Below are 17,632 nucleotides of genomic sequence, written 5' to 3'. Positions count from 1 at the left end.
TTTTAGGGGAGCCGGCCGGCCGGTCAAGCGCTTAATGCTTTTTGGCCGTCGCGCCGAGAAAAGCATCGAGTTCGACAATTTTATCGGCGGCAACCGGACGGAAGAAATGGAAGCCCTGCACCCGTTCGCAAGCCATGTCGCGCAGGAAGGCCGCCTGCCCCGGACTCTCGACGCCTTCGGCAACGAGGTTCAGGCCGAGCGAACGGCCGAGCGCAATGATCGACGAGACCAGCGATGCGGCATCGCCGTCCGATTCGACATCGGCCACGAAGCTGTGGTCGATCTTCAGACGATCAACCGGGAAACGGCGCAGGTAGGACAACGAGGAATAGCCGGTCCCGAAATCGTCAATCGCCAGCTTGACGCCCATCGCCTTCAATTCGTTCAACACGCTGATCGAGGAATCGGCGCTGTGCATCACGACGCTCTCGGTGATTTCAAGCTCCAGCCGGCTGGCCGGCAAGCCTGTTTCGTCGAGAATGGCTTTGACCGACTGGGCAAACTCCGGCTGGCGGAACTGGAGGGCCGAAATATTGACGGCGATCTCCCCCAGGTCGATGCCCTGATCGAGCCAGGCACGCGCCTGCTCGCAGGCCGTCCGCAGCACCCAGTGACCGAGCGGCAGAATCAAGCCGCTTTCCTCCGCCACCGGGATGAAATCAGCCGGGGGGATCATGCCGCGCTCGGGATGCTGCCAGCGGACCAGCGCCTCCAGGCCAACCACCCGACCGCTCGGCAAATCCACCTGCGGCTGGTAATGCAGCACCAACTGGCGTTCGGCCAGCGCCTTCCACAACTCGTTTTCAAGATGCAGGCGCTTGTTGGCTGCCGCGTTCATCGGGGCGGCAAAAAACTGGTAATTGTTACGGCCGGTCGATTTCGCGTAATACATCGCGGTATCGGCATTACGTATCAATGTTTCAGGAGAGTCACCATCGTTCGGAAACAGGGCAATTCCGATCGATGGGCTGGTATGCAATTCACAGCCGTCGACCAGGCAAGGTTCGCTGACTTCGCGCACCAACTGGTGCACGACTTCAACCACCCGGCTTTCGCAGGTAAACGCTTCGAGCACAACGACGAACTCGTCGCCCCCGAGCCGCATGACATGCTCCCCCGCGCCGAGTACCCGGCGAAGGCGCGACGCCACTTCGCAGAGCAACTTGTCGCCGGCGTGATGGCCGAGCGAATCATTGACCGTTTTGAAATTATCGAGATCGATGACCAGCACCGCGAGCTGTCCGGCATTGCGACGAATGGCGGGGATGGCCGACTCCAGCAGCTGGTTGAGCGCCAGGCGGTTGGGCAAGCCGGTCAGCGGATCGTGATGGGCCATGTATTCGATGCGCGCCTCTTGCGCCTTGCGGGCGCTGAGATCGGCGAAAACGGCGACATAGTGGGTCAGCGTCTCGCGACGGCCTTGGCGGATCGCACTGATGGTCAATTGCTGGGGGTAAATCTCGCCGCCTTTGCGCCGATTCCAGATTTCGCCTTCCCAGCGGCAAGACTCGCGGATCGCTGTCCACATCGACTGATAGAAATCGGGGCCATGCCGGCCCGAGCTCAAAATACTTGGTTTATTACCGATCACGTCCGCGGCGGAAAAGTCGGTAATCCGTTCAAACGCCGGGTTGACCGCGACAATCCGCAAGTTGGCATCGGTCAGCATGATCGCCTCGGACGAATGACTGACCAGGGTTCGATGCAACTCGAGTTGCTGCCCGGCATGGCGCAACAAGTAAGCGGAAAAGCCGGCACAGGCGAGCAGGAGGAAAGAAACCAGGGAGGTGGCAGACAACGGTGAAGCGTGCCAGTCTGCCAGTCCGAAGACGGCAGAGAGCCAGAGCAGCGCGATGACACTCAGCGAAACAGCGATAAGCCGACGGCCGGCAACGACCGGATTGTGAATCAAGATTGTGTTACCAAACCCTTTTTGAGGCCGGCAGTTTAACCGAGACACAACAATGTTTCAGCATATAATTCTCCAGCGCCACGAAGCACGCCAAAGGCATATAGGACAGATACTTAGCGCCGGATACTAAGCCTTGATATCAATAAGATTTGTCGCTTTTTCAGCCACAACAGCCACCCTTTCCAGCACTTTTCTTGACACCCAGGCGAGCCAGCAGCTTTTCCGGCGGGCAAAACCCGGTAAACCCGCTTTGCAACAGGTTGAAGCCGACAAACGCGGTAAAGGCAAGAAACCATTCCGAAACAAAAACCGGGCTGGCGTGATAGCCCAGCGCCAGCGACAGCAGGACAAAAAAGCCAGCCATGATGCGGATGATGCGTTCGATGGTCATGATTGATACTCCTTGCGGAAAGCGGCGTAGTAGAGCACCGGGATAACCACCAGCGTGAGCAGCGTGGACACCAGGATGCCGAAGATCAGGCTGAGTGCCAGCCCGTTGAAGATCGGATCGTCGAGGATGAACAAGGCGCCGAGCATCGCCGCCAGTGCGGTCAGCGCAATCGGCTTGGCCCGGACGGCGGCCGACTGGATCACCGCATCGTGGAAATTCATCCCGGCGTCGACCTGCTGGCGAATGAAATCGACCAGCAAAATCGAGTTGCGGACAATGATGCCGGCCAGCGCGATCATGCCGATCATCGAGGTGGCGGTGAATTGCGAGCCGAACAGTGCGTGGCCGGGCATCACGCCGATGATGGTCAGCGGAATCGGCGCCATGATGATCAGCGGCACGAGATAACTGCCGAAATGGGCCACGACCAGCAGGTAGATCAGGATCAGGCCGACCGCGTAAGCGATGCCCATGTCGCGGAAGGTTTCGTAAGTCACCTGCCACTCGCCATCCCATTTGACGCTGTAGCCGGCATACGGATCCTGCGGCTGGCGGATGAAGGTTTCGGACAGCGTGCCCCCCTCCTTGAGTGTCATGCCGTTGATTTTCGAACGGATGTCGAACATGCCGTAGAGCGGTGAGTCAAGCTTGCCGCCCATGTCGCCGACGACATAGACGACCGGCAGCAGGTCCTTGTGATAAATCGTCTTTTCGCGCGCCTGGTCGCGCACCTCGACCAGTTCCGAAACCGGCACCAACTGGCCGTCACGCGCCCGCACGCGCAGCTTGAGCAAGGCATCGAGCGAGGACTGTTTTTCAGCCGGCAAGGCAATGCGCACCGGGATCTCGAATTTTGAGTCGGCGTTGCGGGCCGGCGTCACATCCTGCCCGGCCAGCCCCATGCCGACCACCCCGACGATATCGCTCTGGGCCACGCCGAGCAGTGCCGCCTTGCTTTGCAGGACGTGGAGAACGATTTTTCGCGAATCGGCCTCGATATAGTCGTCGACCGCGACAATGTCCGCTGTCTGCGCGAAGGCGGCACGCACCTGCTTGCCGACTGTTCGTTGCCCGTTCATGTCCGGCCCGTAGATTTCTGCCACGATCGGCGAGACAACCGGCGGCCCGGGCGGCACTTCGACCACCTTGGCGACGCCGCCGTTACGCTGGCCGATTGCCTCGATGCGTTCGCGCAGGGCAACGGCAATCTGGTGGCTCTGCCGCGAACGGTGATGCTTGTCGGCCAGATTGACCTGGATATCGCCCTTTTCAGGTGCCGAGCGCAGGTAATACTGGCGCACCAGGCCATTGAAATTGATCGGGCTGGCCGTCCCGGCGTAGGCCTGGTAATTGACCACGTCGGCCTCCTGCGCCAGTTCGGCGCCGATCTCGTGCAGCACGCGCGCGGTTTCTTCCAGCGGCGTACCGACCGGCAGATCGACAATCACCTGGAACTCGCTCTTGTTGTCGAAAGGCAGCATTTTCAGCACGACGAGCTGGAAGTAGGCCAGCGACACCGAGCCGAGAATGAGCAGCACCACGGTGATGGCCAGCTTGATGCGGGCAGTCCCGCCGGTCAGCGGATCGAGGAAGGGCGTCAGCAGCTTGCGGAAAGTGGCATCGAGCCGGGCGTCGAGTTTCGAGACTTTGGGTGCACCGGGCGCATCGCCGTGCGACTTCATCAATTTCGCCGCCAACCACGGCGTGACGATGAAAGCGACGGCCAGCGAAATGGCCATGCCCATCGACGAATTGATCGGGATCGGGCTCATGTACGGCCCCATCAAGCCGGTCACAAAGGCCATCGGCAAGAGCGCGGCGATCACTGTCAACGTTGCCAGGATGGTCGGCCCGCCGACCTCATCAACCGCACCGGGAATGATTTCCAGCAAGGTTTTTTCCGGATGCAGACCCTGCCAGCGATGGATATTTTCAACCACGACAATCGCGTCATCGACCAGGATACCAATCGAGAAAATCAAGGCAAACAATGAAACGCGGTTGAGCGTGAAACCCCAGGCCCACGAGGCGAACAGCGTCGCAGCCAGGGTCAGCGTCACGGCCACGCCGACGATCACCGCCTCGCGCCGGCCGAGCGCGAAGAAAACGAGCAGGACGACAAAAGCCGTCGCGAAGATCAGCTTGCCAATCAGTTTCTGCGCCTTCTCGGTCGCCGTTTCGCCGTAATTGCGCGTCACGCTGACCTCGATGCCTTCCGGAATCACGGTGTTTTTCAGGCTTTCTATCCGGTTGACCGCGGCACTGGCCACATCGGCGGCATTGACGCCGGGCTGCTTGGAAAGCTGCAAGGTGACAGCAGGAAACTCCCCCTCCCGACTACCAAACCAGGCATAAGCCCGAGGCTGGTCCGGCCCATCTTGGACCGTGGCCACATCGCTCATGAAAACCGGGGTCCGCTTGCCGGCCTCGCCGCGCACGGCAATAACCAGCTGTTTCACATCGGCCGCCGATTCGAGGTAAGTCCCGGTTTGCAGCAGCATTTCGCGGTTGCCGGCGATCAGGCTGCCGGACGACTGCAGAGCATTCGACATTTTCAGCGCCCCGGCAATGTCCTGCGGCGTCACACCATAGGCGTTCATTCGCTCGCCATCCATCAGCACACGGATCGCATGCTCCGGCCCACCGAGGGTAGACACATCGCGCGTCCCCTTGATCCGCTTCAGTTCGATCTCGACGGCACGAGCCACCTGCTGCAGGTCGAAAGCCGAACGCTCGGCATCCTTGCTCCAGAAAGTCAGGGAAACGATGGGCACGTCATCGATGCCACGCGGCTTGATCACCGGCTCCTGGACGCCCAGATTGGGCGCCAGCCAATCGCGATGCGAATGCACGGTGTCGTACAGACGCAGTACTGCGTCGTTGTATTTGACCCCGACATCGAACTGGACGGTGATCACCGCCATGCCCGGCCGCGACATCGAATAAACGTGTTCAACACCGTGCATGCGCGACAAGACCTGCTCGGCCGGGCGAGCTACCAGATTCTCGACATCCTTGGCCGACGCTCCGGGAAAGGCGACCAGCACGTCGGCCATGGTCACGTCGATTTGCGGCTCTTCTTCACGCGGTGTCACCAAGGTGGCAAAAATGCCCATCAGGAAGGCGACCAGCGCCAGCAAGGGCGTCATCCGCGAAGCCTGGAAGGCGGCGGCGATACGCCCGGAAATACCCGGCGAAGAATGATTGGCGCGGCCCATCGCCTACTTTCCCGACTTCAGCTGAATGGCTGCCTTGACCGGCTCGGTCACCACTTTGTCGCCACTGGCCAAGCCGGCCAGCACCTCGACCTCGCCGGCCCCGACCACTTCGCCCAGACGCAACTGGCGCAGGCTGAGACGCTGATCCGGCATTTGCACATAAACGGCGGCCACTTCACCGCGCCGCACCACCGCGGCCATCGGCACGGTCAGCTTGTCGGCCCGGCCGATCACGAAATGGACCCGCGCCGACATACCCGGCGTCGCTTCCGGCATGGCCGGCAGACTGACCCGGACCTGGGCGACATGGGTTGTCAAATCAGCCGTCGGCAACAGGTTGACCGCAACAGCGTCGACCCATTTGCCCAGTTCCGGAAACTCAACCCGCGCCGCCCTGACCGTACGCATGTCCTTCAATCGGGCTTGCGGCACGCTGGCCGTGACCCGCAAATCCTCCGGCTCGTAGATCGTAAACAGTGCCTTGCCAGGCGTCGCCATGTCGCCCATTTCGGCATGGCGGCGAGCAACGACGCCATTGATCGGCGAGACGATACTGGCGTGACTCTGGCTGGCACCGGCTGCGGCACGATTGGCATTGGCTGAATCCAGCTCGGCCCGCGCCTTGTCGAGCGCCGCCGGGCTCATGAACTTCTGCGCCACCAGGCTTTTCGTGCGTTCGTAATTGACCTTGGCATTGGCCTGCAGCGCCTCGGCTGCACGCATCGACTCCTCCGCCTCACGCGCATCGATCCGCATCAGCAGTTGGCCTTTTTTGACGCGCTGGCCGGCATCCGCCCTGACCTCAAGCACGCGGCCAGCCACCTGGGCACCGACCGTCGCCTGCTGCACGGCTTCGACCAGCGAATCGGCCGGAAAACTCAAATCAACCGGATGCAGCTGGACGGTCACGACAGGCAGGGTCTGAGCCTGGACCGCTGCGGTCAACGCCAGAAAAAGCCCGAAAATCAGATTTGCTTTCATTTATATAAGAATACACTAATTTAGTGTATCGACCAAAGCCGGCCCACCGCTCCGGAACGAGTCGCTCAGTCGTGCCTGGCGGGAATCGGGGCGACGCGGGGAATCGTCAGGACGAAGCGCGTCCCGCACCCGGCCGTGCTGCTCATGACGATATCGCCACCAAGCAAGTCACGCGCCAGATTGAGCACGATTGACAAGCCCAGACCACTGCCGCCCTGGCCCAGGCGCGTGGTGAAGAAGGGATCGAAAACCCGGCCCTGCGTGTCCTCGGGAATCCCCCGGCCATCATCTTCAAAAACCAGCTCGACCGAAGCCTCGCCGCAGCGTCGGGCCGTGACGCGCAAGCACCCATCGTCCTGCCCGGCAAAGGCATGCAGCAGGGCATTTTCGACCAGATTGGTCATGATCTGCCCGAGGGCGCCGGGATAGCTGTCCATCGGTATCCCGGACTCCGCATCGAGCACCAGTTCCTGCGGCAACAGCAGAAAGCGCGGCGCCAGTGTCATGCGGATTTCATCCAGCGCGGTTGCCAGATCGAAATGGCGCCGCCGATCACTGGTCTGATCAACCGCCACCTGCTTGAAATTGCGGATCAATTCGGCGGCCCGGTGCAAATTGCGCTCAATCAGGCTACCCGAGTCACGCAGGTCGGTGATGAACCCATCCAGCACCGAGCGCCGCAACTGGCCCTCATCGACCAGGCGGGCCAGGGTGCGGATACGATCCTGGACGGTGGTCGCCACCATCAGGGCATTGCCAATCGGCGTATTGATTTCATGCGCCACGCCGGCTACCAGGCCGCCCAGCGAAGCCATGCGCTCATTGCGGGCCAGCGCCTTTTCTGCTGCCCGACGCTCTTCCGTTTCATTGTGCAATTGCTCGGTACGTTCATCGACCCGCAACTCCAGCTCCTGGTTGAGTGCCTCATAGCGAGCATTCACCGCACGCAGCTCGGCCTCGGCCTGCTTGCGTTCAGTCACATCGACGTAAGAACTGACAAACCCGCCGTCCGGCAGCGGTGTGCCGCGCACCTCCAGCACACAACCATCCGGCCGGGTTCGCTCGAAGCGGTGGGGCACATTCAGCTTCAGCTGGGCCACCGCCTGGGTCATATAGGTTTCAATATCAACTTGACCGTATTCGCCTCGTTCGGCATTGAAGCGAATCAGGTCGATCAGCGTCACCCCCGGACGGGTCAGCAATTCATCAGGGAAGGCCAGCAACTCCTGGAACTGGTGGTTGTATTCCACCAGGCCGAACTCAGAATCCACCACCGAGACACCGCCGGGAAAGTGTTCGAGCACCGAGCGCAACCACTGGTGGCGCATGGCCAGTTGCTCGCTGGCCAGTTTCTTTTCCCGCTCGATGCGCAGGCGGTCGGTCATGTCGATGCCAACGCTGAAGACACCGATCGGCTGCCCCGCTTCATCGCGCACGATGCGGTTGCGCCAGGCCACCCAGACGCGCTGGCCATTCTTGCGGATATTCTCGTTCAAGCCGCTTTCGTAAGCAGCCGGGTTCTCGAAAATATCACTCATCAACCGAACCAGATCCCGACCGGAAGACTCCTGCACCGGAACGATTGTTCCAATCACCGAGTGACCGATGATTTCGTGTTCGGCAAAACCAAAAAATTCGAGGCCGAATTCATTCAGGAAAAGAATGTTGCCATCCTTGTCCCATTTCAACAGGATGCTTGCCGCCGACTCGACCAATTCGCGGTATTTCTCTTCCGACAAGCGAAGCGCAAGGGTTTGTTCGGCGACTTTCCGTCGCAACAGTTGCGGCTGATGCAACAGCAGATAAATGACGAACCCGGCAAACGATGCCAGCAGGCTGACCGCCAGACTATCCAGCAACAAGCTGCGCCATGAATACCAGCCGCCCTCCGGTGCCACACTCAAGATCCACTCACCGTTCGGCACGACAATCGGGCTATCGACGGGACTATCGAGCGGACGATCCGAGGTGCGGGCAAAAACATGGCGCTCCTGCGTACCGGGACGCACACGCCACAATTCAAACCCATAACCGGCGGTTTCAATGGCATCGAGTTTGGTCGCCGAGAGCAAATCGGGAACCCGGATCAGGACCTGGATCAATCCCCAGAATTGCTCATGGCCCGCCTTGTCCTTGATAAACACCGGATTGCGACCAACCACGCCGACGCCGCCCTGACGCAGTTCGAACGGCCCGGTCAACCCAAGCGCCCGGCGCTCGATGACCTGACGCGCCTCTGGCCCCTGAAGGGGATCGGCCAAAGGGCTGAAACCGATAACCCGCTCATTGCCGACCAGTGGCTCGACATCGCTGATCACCCCGCCGGGGGCCAGCTGCAGGGCTGTAATGCCACCAAATTGCTCGATCAGTTCACGCGCCAACAGCGGAAAATGGTCGATCCGCCCGCCCCCCTGCCGCAACACGGCAGCCAAGGCGCCAGCCGCCGACAGCGAACGATCCAGGCGCCCGCCCAGGTCATGAGCAACGGCAGAAGCCAGTTGGCGCGCCTGAATTTCATTCTGCTGGCGAGCCGAGCGCTCGACAACGTAAGCCACATAGGCGCCGAGCAACGCAACCAGCACAAAACCCACTGCAGCACCAACGAGCGCCCAATTGCGCCCGCTCGGCCTGCTTCGGTCTTCACTGGTATTGCCTAAAGTCATAGTCAGCTCCCAGTGCTATGAAACTACAACTTTAGTCAGATTTCCAGATATTCCTGCAACCGGTTTCCACCAGCCACCAGGTTGCCGCCGCGCCCATGGCTGCGCACAGGGTCACAATCAGCACGCCCCCCTGCCAGGCGGCCACATCATAAAACCGGGCGCCACTCACCATGGCGCCTTGCCAACCTCTATCCATGACCCAGCCCACCAGCGGCTGGAGCAAGGCCCCGGCCATGAATCCCCCCATGTTTGCCACGCTGGTCGACATGCCGGACAGCAAAGGAGGATTCACTTCCTTGGCGCAAGCCCAGGTCAAACTGAATCCTGCGGTCGACAGTCCCAGCAGGGCGAAAAGCGCGTAGGAAAGCGATAGTGGCATCGTGATGCAGGACAGCAGAACCAGCCAGATCGCCACAAAAACATGGGACGTGACGATCAGCACCGGCTTCCGGCGGCCGAGGCGGTCGGAAATCGTGCCGATGAAAAAACATCCGATGGCAAATCCGCCAAACCAGAGCGACAAATGGGTCGTCGCTACGGCACGCGACAAGCCATGCACCTGAACCAGATAAGGTGTCGCCCACAATCCGGCAAACGTGAAGAAAGACCCCGACATCCCGGTATTAACCAGAGCGGCAGGCCAGGTGGCGCGATTCCGAATCACCGACAGCAAACCTGAAATAACGACAGTCCGGTCAAAGACAGGCCGGCTTCCTCCTTCATGCTGTTGCGGACTATCCCGCACCATGATCCAGCACAACACGCCCAAAACCAGCGATACGGCGCCGACCCCAATGAACACACCGCGCCAGCCGGTGATTTGAGCCAGGGTCGACAAGGGGGCGCCAGCCAGCACGGAGCCCAGATTACCAATCAACATGCAGACGCCGACGAGGGTCGCAAAGCGATTCTCCTCAAACCACACGGCCACCAGTTTCAGCATCGCAATGAACGTCACCGATACGCCCAGACCCACCAGGGTTCTACCCATCAAGGCCTGATCGAGCGTCGGTGCAAAACCGAAAAGAAAGCTGCCGATGCCGCCGATCAAGCAGCCGAGCACCAAGATCCGGCGCGGCCCGAGCGTGTCGGCCAGAATACCGGTCGGGATCTGCATCACCGTATAGACGTAGAAATAAGTCGCCGCCAGTACGCCCAGAGAAGCCGCGGAGGTCTGGAACGAGGCAGCCAGATCCTGGGCAATGCCAGCGGGCGCAAAGCGCTGAAAAAACGAAAGGACGTAGGTCACCGCGACAACGCCAAGAATCCACCAGCGACTACGCCGCTGCGCCGGGCTAAGGCTTTTCATGCTGTCTCTCCGAATCGGGATTTTTAGTTATATGGCGCTCTTGACGGGCGCTCTGGATGGAACGGGAATTACTTGAGCGTCAGAACCCACTTGGCCAGCGTGGCGGCTTCCGCATCGCTGACATTGTTCGGCGGCATCGGGACCATCCCCCACTCATTCTTGCTGCCGCCCTTGATCTTGGCGGCCAGCGCTGCTTCGGCACCTTTCTCGGCACCTCGTTTGGCAACGATATCCTTGTAGCTCGGGCCGACAATCTTCTTGTCGACCGAATGACAGGTCATGCAGTTCTTGGCTTTGGCCAGATCTTCCGAGGCCAGCGCGCCCCCCATCATGGCAACGGACAGGCCGAGCAATGCGATGCAATGTTTCATGCAAACCTCCAGGTCGTTGATAGCCAGTCGAATGCCGGCTTGCCTGCGCAGTCTAACCCGGAGATGAAACGCAACCTACCCCTTGCGGCGCAACAACACCGTGAGAACAGGCGGCGTCAGCAAGGTGGTCAGAATGACCATGATGACAATGACCGAGAACATCGTTTCACTCATCACCCCCAGCGACTTGCCGACCATCGCAAAAATCAGGCCGACTTCACCGCGGGGAACCATGCCCCAACCGACCACCCAAGGGTTCTGGCCTTTGCCGGCAGCGAATCCGGCCAGCAATTTACCGACGACAGCTGCCGCGGTAACTCCCAGGGCAACCACGACTGTCTGCGGATCGCCGAGCGTCGCCAGATCGACCTGCATGCCGGTCAACACGAAAAATACCGGTACGAAGAAGAAGCCGATCGGCTCGATCAAATGTTCATGCTGGTGATGCGTATGGCGCGTCAGGACGGCGCGAATCTCGGCAAGACGACCGGCCGGCAGTTCGGGGCCAAGCAAGGGTTCGATTTCCTGAACCATCTTTGGCGTCTCGAACTCCTTGAGGAAAACCGGCTCGAAGAGCAAGCCGGCGGCAAAAGCACCGATGATCGGCGCCAGGCCGACAGCATGAGCCAGCCAGGCCATCAACAGGCCAACGGCCAAAACCATCGAAAAAAGCATCGAGTGACTGTCATCGAGGCGCGACACCCGACGCAGCAGGTGCGGCGCAATCGCCCGACCCAGGGCAATCGAGCCGCCCAGGAAAAGCACGGCCTCACCGATGATCATCCCCACCTGGCCGAAGCTGACGCTCCCGGCCTGAACGAGGCTGGAAACGACGGCCAGAATGACCAGCCCCAGCACATCGTCGATCACCGCAGCACCGAGGACGATCTGCGCCTCAGGCATTTTCAGCCGGCCCAGATCGCGGAACACCCGTCCGGTAATGCCGACCGACGTGGCCGACAACGTTGCCCCGAGAAACAGGTAGGCATTGAAATCCTTGCCCGGCAACAGCAACGGGCCAACGACAAACGCACCAAGGGCGAATGGCACGATGATTCCCACGGTGCCGACAGCCGAAGCACGCACACCAACGCTGACCAAATCACCCAGCCGGGTTTCCAGGCCGATCTGGAGCAGCAGGATGATGACCCCGAGCTCCGCCATGAACATGATGATCGGATCGCGGGCAATGCTGTCGAAATACTCAATCCCGAACAAACCGAGATTGCCCAGCGCCACGCCGAGCAGCAACTCGCCCAGCACGGCAGGAAAGCCGATGCGCTGGGCCAGCGGGGCAAAGAAACGGGCGGACAGGATGATGATGGCCAGCCACAACAGATTTTCGCCAATCACGTCGGAGCCTGCCGCCAAGGCTGGCCAGGCAGCTGCCAGCAACACCACGGGGATCAAGCGACGCAAAGGCAGGGACATGGTTTACTTCACCTCGGCAGGAACGACGTGAGCCGACTCGACAACGGCTCCAGCATCGCCCTTGGCAACGATTGTCTCGGGATGCCAGCCGAGCACGGCGAGCATGACGAAGAAGCCGACCACATAGGCCACGGCAACGTGCCAGCCGTGGCGCATCCACTGACCGACCGACTTGGCTTCAGGGTACATATTGGACAGCGCCACCCCGGCCGACGAGCCGAACCACAGCATCGAGCCGCCAAAACCGACGGCATAGGCCAGGAAACCGAAGTCATAGCCGCCTTGCTTGAGCGCCAGGGCGGTCAGCGGAATATTGTCGAACACGGCAGAGACAAAACCAATTCCCAATGCGGTCGGCCATGAAGCGGCCGGCAATTCCTCGACCGGCATCATCGAGGCAATCACCACCAGTGAGAGCAGGAAAATCGTTCCCTTGAGGTTTTCCGGAAGGATTTCCCAATCCGGCCGGCGAATACCGACCGTCAGCAGGATCGCCGCCCAGACAGCCACGCCAATCGCCGGAAAACTCTCTGCCAGCGAGGAGAAGCGGGTATTCATCAGGACGTTGGTGATAATTGCAAAAACCAGAATCAGCAGCACGATCCCGACGCGCGCCCAATCGACCTTGGTATGGTCATGTGCATTTTTCAGGATCGGCGAATAAGCATGCTGCTGTTTGGCGGCAATCACGCCGCAGATACACAATGCCACGGTCGACGCGACAATCGCCTCAAAAACCTGATCCGGACGAACGCCGGCAATCCACATCATGGTCGTCGTCGTATCGCCAACCACCGACCAGGCTCCGCCGGCATTCGATGCCGCCACGATGCCCGCCAGGTAACCGATATGCACACGCGCCCGGAACAACTGGTGCGCCATCGCACCGCCAATCAAGGCTGCTGCAATGTTGTCGAGGAAGCTGGAAATGAACCAGACCATGACCAGCAACAGAAAGGCGCCTTTCCAGTCATCCGGCAGGAATTTCGGCAGAATGACCGGCACGTGGCTCTTCTCGAAATGACGGGCCAGCAAGGCAAACCCCATCAACAGGCAGAACAGGTTGGCCAGCGTCACCCACTCATGCCCCAGGTGGCTGAAAAAGCCCGCCACGCCGATGCCCGTCTTGAACCCCGTGAACAGGATTTTGTAGACTGACACGGTGAACAACCCGGTCAGTGCGACATAGAAGGTGTGGTTGTGAAACAGCGCCACCCCGAGCAGGGTCAGCGCGAAGAGAATGAAATCAACCGGAATGCCGGCGACAGCCGGGCCACTGGCAGCAAATGCAGGCGCGGCGATCAGGCCAAGGACGAAAACTGAAAGATGGCGGAGTGTCATGCGAATCCCGGAATTTTGATATTCGCCCGATTTTAACACCCACCCCCAAAGCTCTGCCGAGTGTGGAAAACCCTTAACTCAGGCGGCCATTTCAATCAGCAGGGTTTCGATTTCAAGCCGTCCCACCGGGCCGGCCATCGCAATCAGTGTGAATCCGGGTTTGAGCAGAAAATCGCCATCCGGATTGAATTGCCAGTTACCGTTCCGCTCCCGTACCGCCAGCAAAACATAGTTGGCGCTGCGCAACTTGAGCGACCCGAGCGGTTTTGGAATGAACCCGGCGGGCACCAGCACCTCTTCGACCCGGAGATTCTTTTCCGACTTGAGCATTTCATCGAGGAATGAAACAACGTGCGGCCGAATCATGGCCGAAGCGATGCGCATGCCGCCGGTAAAGTCCGGCGAAACAATGGCATCGGCCCCCGCCTTGCGCATTTTCTCGATATTCCGGGTTTCCTGGCAGCGCGCCACGATGCGTACATCGGGTTTCAGTTGCTTGGCGGTAATGACGATCATCAGATTGCGCGAATCGTCGCCGGTTACGGCAAAGACACCCTTGGCGTGTTCGAGATCGGCCGCCAACAAGATGTCGTCGTCACTGGCATCGCCATGCAGATAAAGGAAACCCGGGCTTTTTTCCTTGTACTCAAGCAAGCGCAAGGTGTCTTCATCAACGGCGACGTAATGGCGGTTGGTCGCTTCAAGTTCGTGCGCAATATTCCGGCCAACGCGGCCAAAGCCGCACAGGATGTAATGCCCTTTCAGTTTCTTGATCGCTTTTTCCATACGTTTTCTCTGCAATGTTCCATTGAGATCTGTTTCCAGCAGCGCCACCGTCACGACCGAGAAGAGCATCGAGAGGTTGCCGGCGCCCAGAATGCCGATGATTACGGTCAGGATGCGGGCCGGCTGATTGCTCGACATGTCGATGATTTCACCGAAACCGATGGTGGCCACGGTGATGAAGGTCATGTAAAAGCAGTCGAACCAGGAATACTTGCCTTCGGTCAGGACCATGTAACCGACGGTCCCGAAGACATGCACGGCAAACAGCATGCCGACGGCGATATAAACCAGACGAACGATGTAGCCGGTCTGGCTGGCGTTGATGACAGACAATTCGCTGTCCGCCTAGTCGCTGACCGGCACGGCCTGGGTCATGAAAATAACTGCCTTGCCGCCATCCATGTTGGCATGGAGTGACTCAACCAGCGGCGGATTGATCGGTTGTTCGGCATCCCAGCGGATCACGAAATTGGCACCGGAACCGCCCGAGGCATCATTCAGTTCGACAAAAAGCTCCAGCGTTCCCAGCGGGGGAATCAGCATCGGGATCGGCACTCGCTCGCCGAGCAGCTTGCCGTTGGTATCGAAATACTTGGCCGAACTGACCCGCAGCGGGCGCTTGCTGTCGGTATTACGAACACTGACCAGCGTGGAGAGGAGCACCTGGGAGGCCTTGCCGCTTTTCCCCAGGTTGCCGTAAAGCATGTGCGAATAGACCGGCAGGTAAAGCGTCTGGGCCTTGACCAAAGACCGGGCCTCCTGGGCGAATGCTGCGGTCGACCAGGTGAACATGGCCAAAATGAGCACCTGCCAGCAGGCTCGGCCGAACTTGAATTGTCTCATCACTCCCCCGCTCTGTTTTTTCCCCGCACGACTGGTTCGGCAAGCGAATATCAGAATTCGCCACAATTCTGCCATAGCTCTCCGGAGATCGCCGCGACATCGCTGCTTTTGCCTTACGCGACGGGCAAGAACAGCAGTAAGATCATCAAAAGCGCATCTAAAAACAGGGGAGCGTGATGCAGGGGTTCTTCAAGAAGTTGTACATGACCGGCGATTTCTGGGGCGGGCTGGCCGCCATGCTGGTTGCCCTGCCGGCCGCCATCGCTTTCGGTGTCACCATCTACTCGGCCATCGCCCCCAGCCATGCCGCCCTCGGTGCGCTGGCCGGCATCATCGGGGCAACCGTGATCGGGCTGATCGCATCGACGCTGGGCGGCACCGACCGCCTGATCAGCGCACCATGCGCGCCTGCGGCAGCCGTGCTTTCCGCCTTCGCCATCGAGCTGACCCGGCAAGGCGTACCGGAAGGCAACATCATCCTGATGCTGCTGATGCTCGGCATCCTGGCCGGACTGTTCCAGGTGCTGTTCGGCATGGTCGGCATCGGCCGACTGATCAAATACATCCCCTATCCGGTTGTCAGCGGCTACCTGACCGGCGTCGGCCTGATCATCATCGGCAGTCAGATCAACAAGCTTCTCGGCGTCGATGGGACAACCCACTGGTTTCATGCCATTGTCTCTCCCTGGCTGTGGGATTGGCGGGCCGTCGCCGTCGGCGGGGCAACCATCCTGGCCATGAGTCTGGGGCCCAGCCTGACCCGAAAACTCCCCGGGACGATCATCGGCATCATCGTCGGGATTACCACCTACTTCGTGTTGGCCGCCCAGGATGCAAGACTTTTTGAAGTTACCGGCAACCCGCTGATCATTGGTGCGCTCGGCGCCAGCGGCGATGGCTACCTCAGCTCGATCACCAGCCGCTGGGGCGAAATCGGCGATCTCCGCCTGTCGCAAATAGCCGCACTGCTCGGCAGCGCGCTGACCCTGGCTGTTCTACTCTCAATCGACACCCTGAAAACCTGCGTCGTCCTCGACCAGATGACGCGCAGCCAGCATGACCCCAACCGCGAACTGGTTGCCCAAGGGATTGCCAATGTCGCCTCCTCCTCGGTCGGTGGCATTCCCGGAGCCGGGACGATGGGCGCGACGCTGGTCAATCTGTCGAGCGGCGCGACGACCCGTGCCTCGGGCTTGGTCGAAGGCATCTCGGCGCTGGTCTTTGCCCTGCTGCTGAGCAGCTTCATCGCCTGGATTCCGGTCGCAACCCTGGCGGGCATCCTGATCGTCGTCGGACTGCGCATGATCGACCGCGAACCGCTGCGCTTCATCCAGTCACCGGCTACTGTTTTCGATTTTGGCGTGGTCGTCACCGTCGTACTGGTCGCCTTGAGCATCGGCCTGATTGCGGCATCGGCCGTTGGCGTGGCGATGGCGATCCTGCTTTTCCTGCGCGAGCAGATTGGCGGCTCGGTCGTGCGCCACAAGTTCTATGTCAACCAGATGTCGTCAAACTGGCATCGCCCGGAATCCGAAACGCGCATCCTCGAACAAAAGGGCGACCAGGCGGTGATTTTCGAATTGCAAGGCAGCCTCTTCTTCGGCACAACGCAACAACTGTATGCCCAGCTGGACCCGGAAATCAAAACGCGCGGCTTCATCATTCTCGATATGAAGCGGGTTCAATCGGTCGACGTCACGGCGGCCCATTTGCTACGGCAAGTGCGCAATTCACTCGCCGAGCGAAAGGCGCTGCTGCTCTTGTCGAATGTCCGCGAGAACCTGCCGAACGGCCGAAATCTGCGCGAGTTCCTTGAGCAGACAGGCGTTACCGAAGATGAAAACAGCGTTCGCCTGTTCAACGAACTCGACAGCGCCATCGAATGGGTCGAAGACCGATTGCTGGGCGAAGAGGAAAAAGCCCAAATCGAGACCGAAGTGGCCCTGCAACTTTCCGAAATGGAACTGTTCCGCAATCGTAAGGACGAAACGCTGGCCGATCTGGAGTCCCGCCTCGACAAGCGTATTTATGCGGCCGGTGAAACGATTTATGCGCGCGGCGAACCGGGTGATGCGCTGTACCTGATCCGGCGCGGGTCGGTCCGCATTTTTGCCCCGCTGGGTGCCGGCCGGACACGACACATCGCGACCTTCGGGCGTGGCGACTTTTTCGGCGGGCTGGCGTTCCTGGATGGACGGCCGCGCGGCAACGATGCAATTGCCGGCACGGAAACCGAGTTCTACGTCCTGTCGCTGGAACAATTCAACATTCTGGCCGACGAACACAAAAAGCTCGCTTTTACGCTGTTGACCGCGATATCGCGCTCACTGGCCCTTCGCCTGCGCCATGCCGACACTGAAATTGCGATGTTGCAGGAATACTAGGG

12 protein-coding genes are annotated in these 17,632 nt (G+C 60.1%); 1 reads left to right on the top strand and 11 read right to left on the bottom strand.

Annotation, left to right across the window (positions count from 1 at the left end):
* Window positions 1-31: 31 nt before the first annotated feature.
* The 11 genes from KI614_RS03750 to KI614_RS03700 form a co-directional block, all read right to left on the bottom strand.
* Window positions 32-1,912 (bottom strand): putative bifunctional diguanylate cyclase/phosphodiesterase, encoded by a 1,881-nt coding sequence (locus tag KI614_RS03750; RefSeq protein WP_226407983.1) that lies wholly within the window; start codon window positions 1,910-1,912, stop codon window positions 32-34.
* Window positions 1,913-2,072: 160 nt separating this feature from the next.
* Window positions 2,073-2,303 carry a DUF2892 domain-containing protein gene (locus tag KI614_RS03745; protein WP_203468761.1) on the bottom strand — a complete coding sequence of 77 codons (231 nt, stop codon included), beginning with the start codon at window positions 2,301-2,303 and terminating at the stop codon, window positions 2,073-2,075.
* On the bottom strand, window positions 2,300-5,521 hold the full coding sequence (locus KI614_RS03740; RefSeq protein WP_226407981.1) for an efflux RND transporter permease subunit: 3,222 nt from the start codon (window positions 5,519-5,521) through the stop codon (window positions 2,300-2,302). Before KI614_RS03740 ends, KI614_RS03745 begins: the two co-directional genes overlap by 4 nt.
* Before the next feature lie 3 nt (window positions 5,522-5,524).
* Entirely contained in the window at window positions 5,525-6,502 is a 978-nt protein-coding gene (locus KI614_RS03735; RefSeq protein ID WP_226407979.1) for an efflux RND transporter periplasmic adaptor subunit, read from the bottom strand.
* Between the two features lie 65 nt (window positions 6,503-6,567).
* On the bottom strand, window positions 6,568-9,165 hold the full coding sequence (locus tag KI614_RS03730) for a PAS-domain containing protein (RefSeq protein WP_226407977.1): 2,598 nt from the start codon (window positions 9,163-9,165) through the stop codon (window positions 6,568-6,570).
* Between the two features lie 31 nt (window positions 9,166-9,196).
* A complete protein-coding gene (locus KI614_RS03725; protein WP_226407975.1) occupies window positions 9,197-10,474 on the bottom strand; it encodes an MFS transporter in 1,278 nt (425 codons plus the stop codon).
* A 68-nt stretch (window positions 10,475-10,542) separates the two neighbouring features.
* Complete coding sequence (locus KI614_RS03720; RefSeq protein WP_226407973.1) at window positions 10,543-10,845, bottom strand: c-type cytochrome; 303 nt, start codon at window positions 10,843-10,845, stop codon at window positions 10,543-10,545.
* A gap of 75 nt (window positions 10,846-10,920) precedes the next feature.
* Window positions 10,921-12,276, bottom strand: coding sequence for a cation:proton antiporter (locus KI614_RS03715; protein WP_226407971.1), 1,356 nt, complete (start codon window positions 12,274-12,276; stop codon window positions 10,921-10,923).
* 3 nt (window positions 12,277-12,279) lie between these two features.
* Entirely contained in the window at window positions 12,280-13,617 is a 1,338-nt protein-coding gene (locus KI614_RS03710) for a citrate transporter (protein ID WP_226407970.1), read from the bottom strand.
* Window positions 13,618-13,695: 78 nt separating this feature from the next.
* Complete coding sequence (locus KI614_RS03705; RefSeq protein ID WP_226407969.1) at window positions 13,696-14,736, bottom strand: potassium channel family protein; 1,041 nt, start codon at window positions 14,734-14,736, stop codon at window positions 13,696-13,698.
* Window positions 14,737-14,748: 12 nt separating this feature from the next.
* Window positions 14,749-15,246: a DUF3124 domain-containing protein gene (locus tag KI614_RS03700; protein ID WP_226407968.1), complete on the bottom strand. Its 498-nt coding sequence runs from the start codon at window positions 15,244-15,246 to the stop codon at window positions 14,749-14,751.
* A 176-nt stretch (window positions 15,247-15,422) separates the two neighbouring features.
* On the opposite strand from KI614_RS03700, the gene KI614_RS03695 reads away from it, so the two are divergent.
* Window positions 15,423-17,630, top strand: a complete 2,208-nt coding sequence (locus tag KI614_RS03695; protein WP_226407967.1) for a SulP family inorganic anion transporter — start codon at window positions 15,423-15,425, stop codon at window positions 17,628-17,630.
* Window positions 17,631-17,632: the final 2 nt, after the last annotated feature.

The organism is Dechloromonas denitrificans (genome assembly GCF_020510665.1).
Classification (GTDB): Bacteria; Pseudomonadota; Gammaproteobacteria; order Burkholderiales; family Rhodocyclaceae; genus Azonexus; species Azonexus denitrificans_B.
This window is presented reverse-complemented; position numbering and strand designations above follow the sequence as displayed.

Bases quoted from the DNA above. Each gene is read 5' to 3' on its own strand.
- KI614_RS03730 (WP_226407977.1), bottom strand. From the start codon at position 9,165: ATGACTTTAGGCAATACCAGTGAAGACCGAAGCAGGCCGAGCGGGCGC.
- KI614_RS03740 (WP_226407981.1), bottom strand. From the start codon at position 5,521: ATGGGCCGCGCCAATCATTCTTCGCCGGGTATTTCCGGGCGTATCGCC.
- KI614_RS03695 (WP_226407967.1), top strand. From the start codon at position 15,423: ATGCAGGGGTTCTTCAAGAAGTTGTACATGACCGGCGATTTCTGGGGC.
- KI614_RS03715 (WP_226407971.1), bottom strand. From the start codon at position 12,276: ATGTCCCTGCCTTTGCGTCGCTTGATCCCCGTGGTGTTGCTGGCAGCT.
- KI614_RS03720 (WP_226407973.1), bottom strand. From the start codon at position 10,845: ATGAAACATTGCATCGCATTGCTCGGCCTGTCCGTTGCCATGATGGGG.
- KI614_RS03700 (WP_226407968.1), bottom strand. From the start codon at position 15,246: ATGAGACAATTCAAGTTCGGCCGAGCCTGCTGGCAGGTGCTCATTTTG.
- KI614_RS03710 (WP_226407970.1), bottom strand. From the start codon at position 13,617: ATGACACTCCGCCATCTTTCAGTTTTCGTCCTTGGCCTGATCGCCGCG.
- KI614_RS03725 (WP_226407975.1), bottom strand. From the start codon at position 10,474: ATGAAAAGCCTTAGCCCGGCGCAGCGGCGTAGTCGCTGGTGGATTCTT.
- KI614_RS03735 (WP_226407979.1), bottom strand. From the start codon at position 6,502: ATGAAAGCAAATCTGATTTTCGGGCTTTTTCTGGCGTTGACCGCAGCG.
- KI614_RS03745 (WP_203468761.1), bottom strand. From the start codon at position 2,303: ATGACCATCGAACGCATCATCCGCATCATGGCTGGCTTTTTTGTCCTG.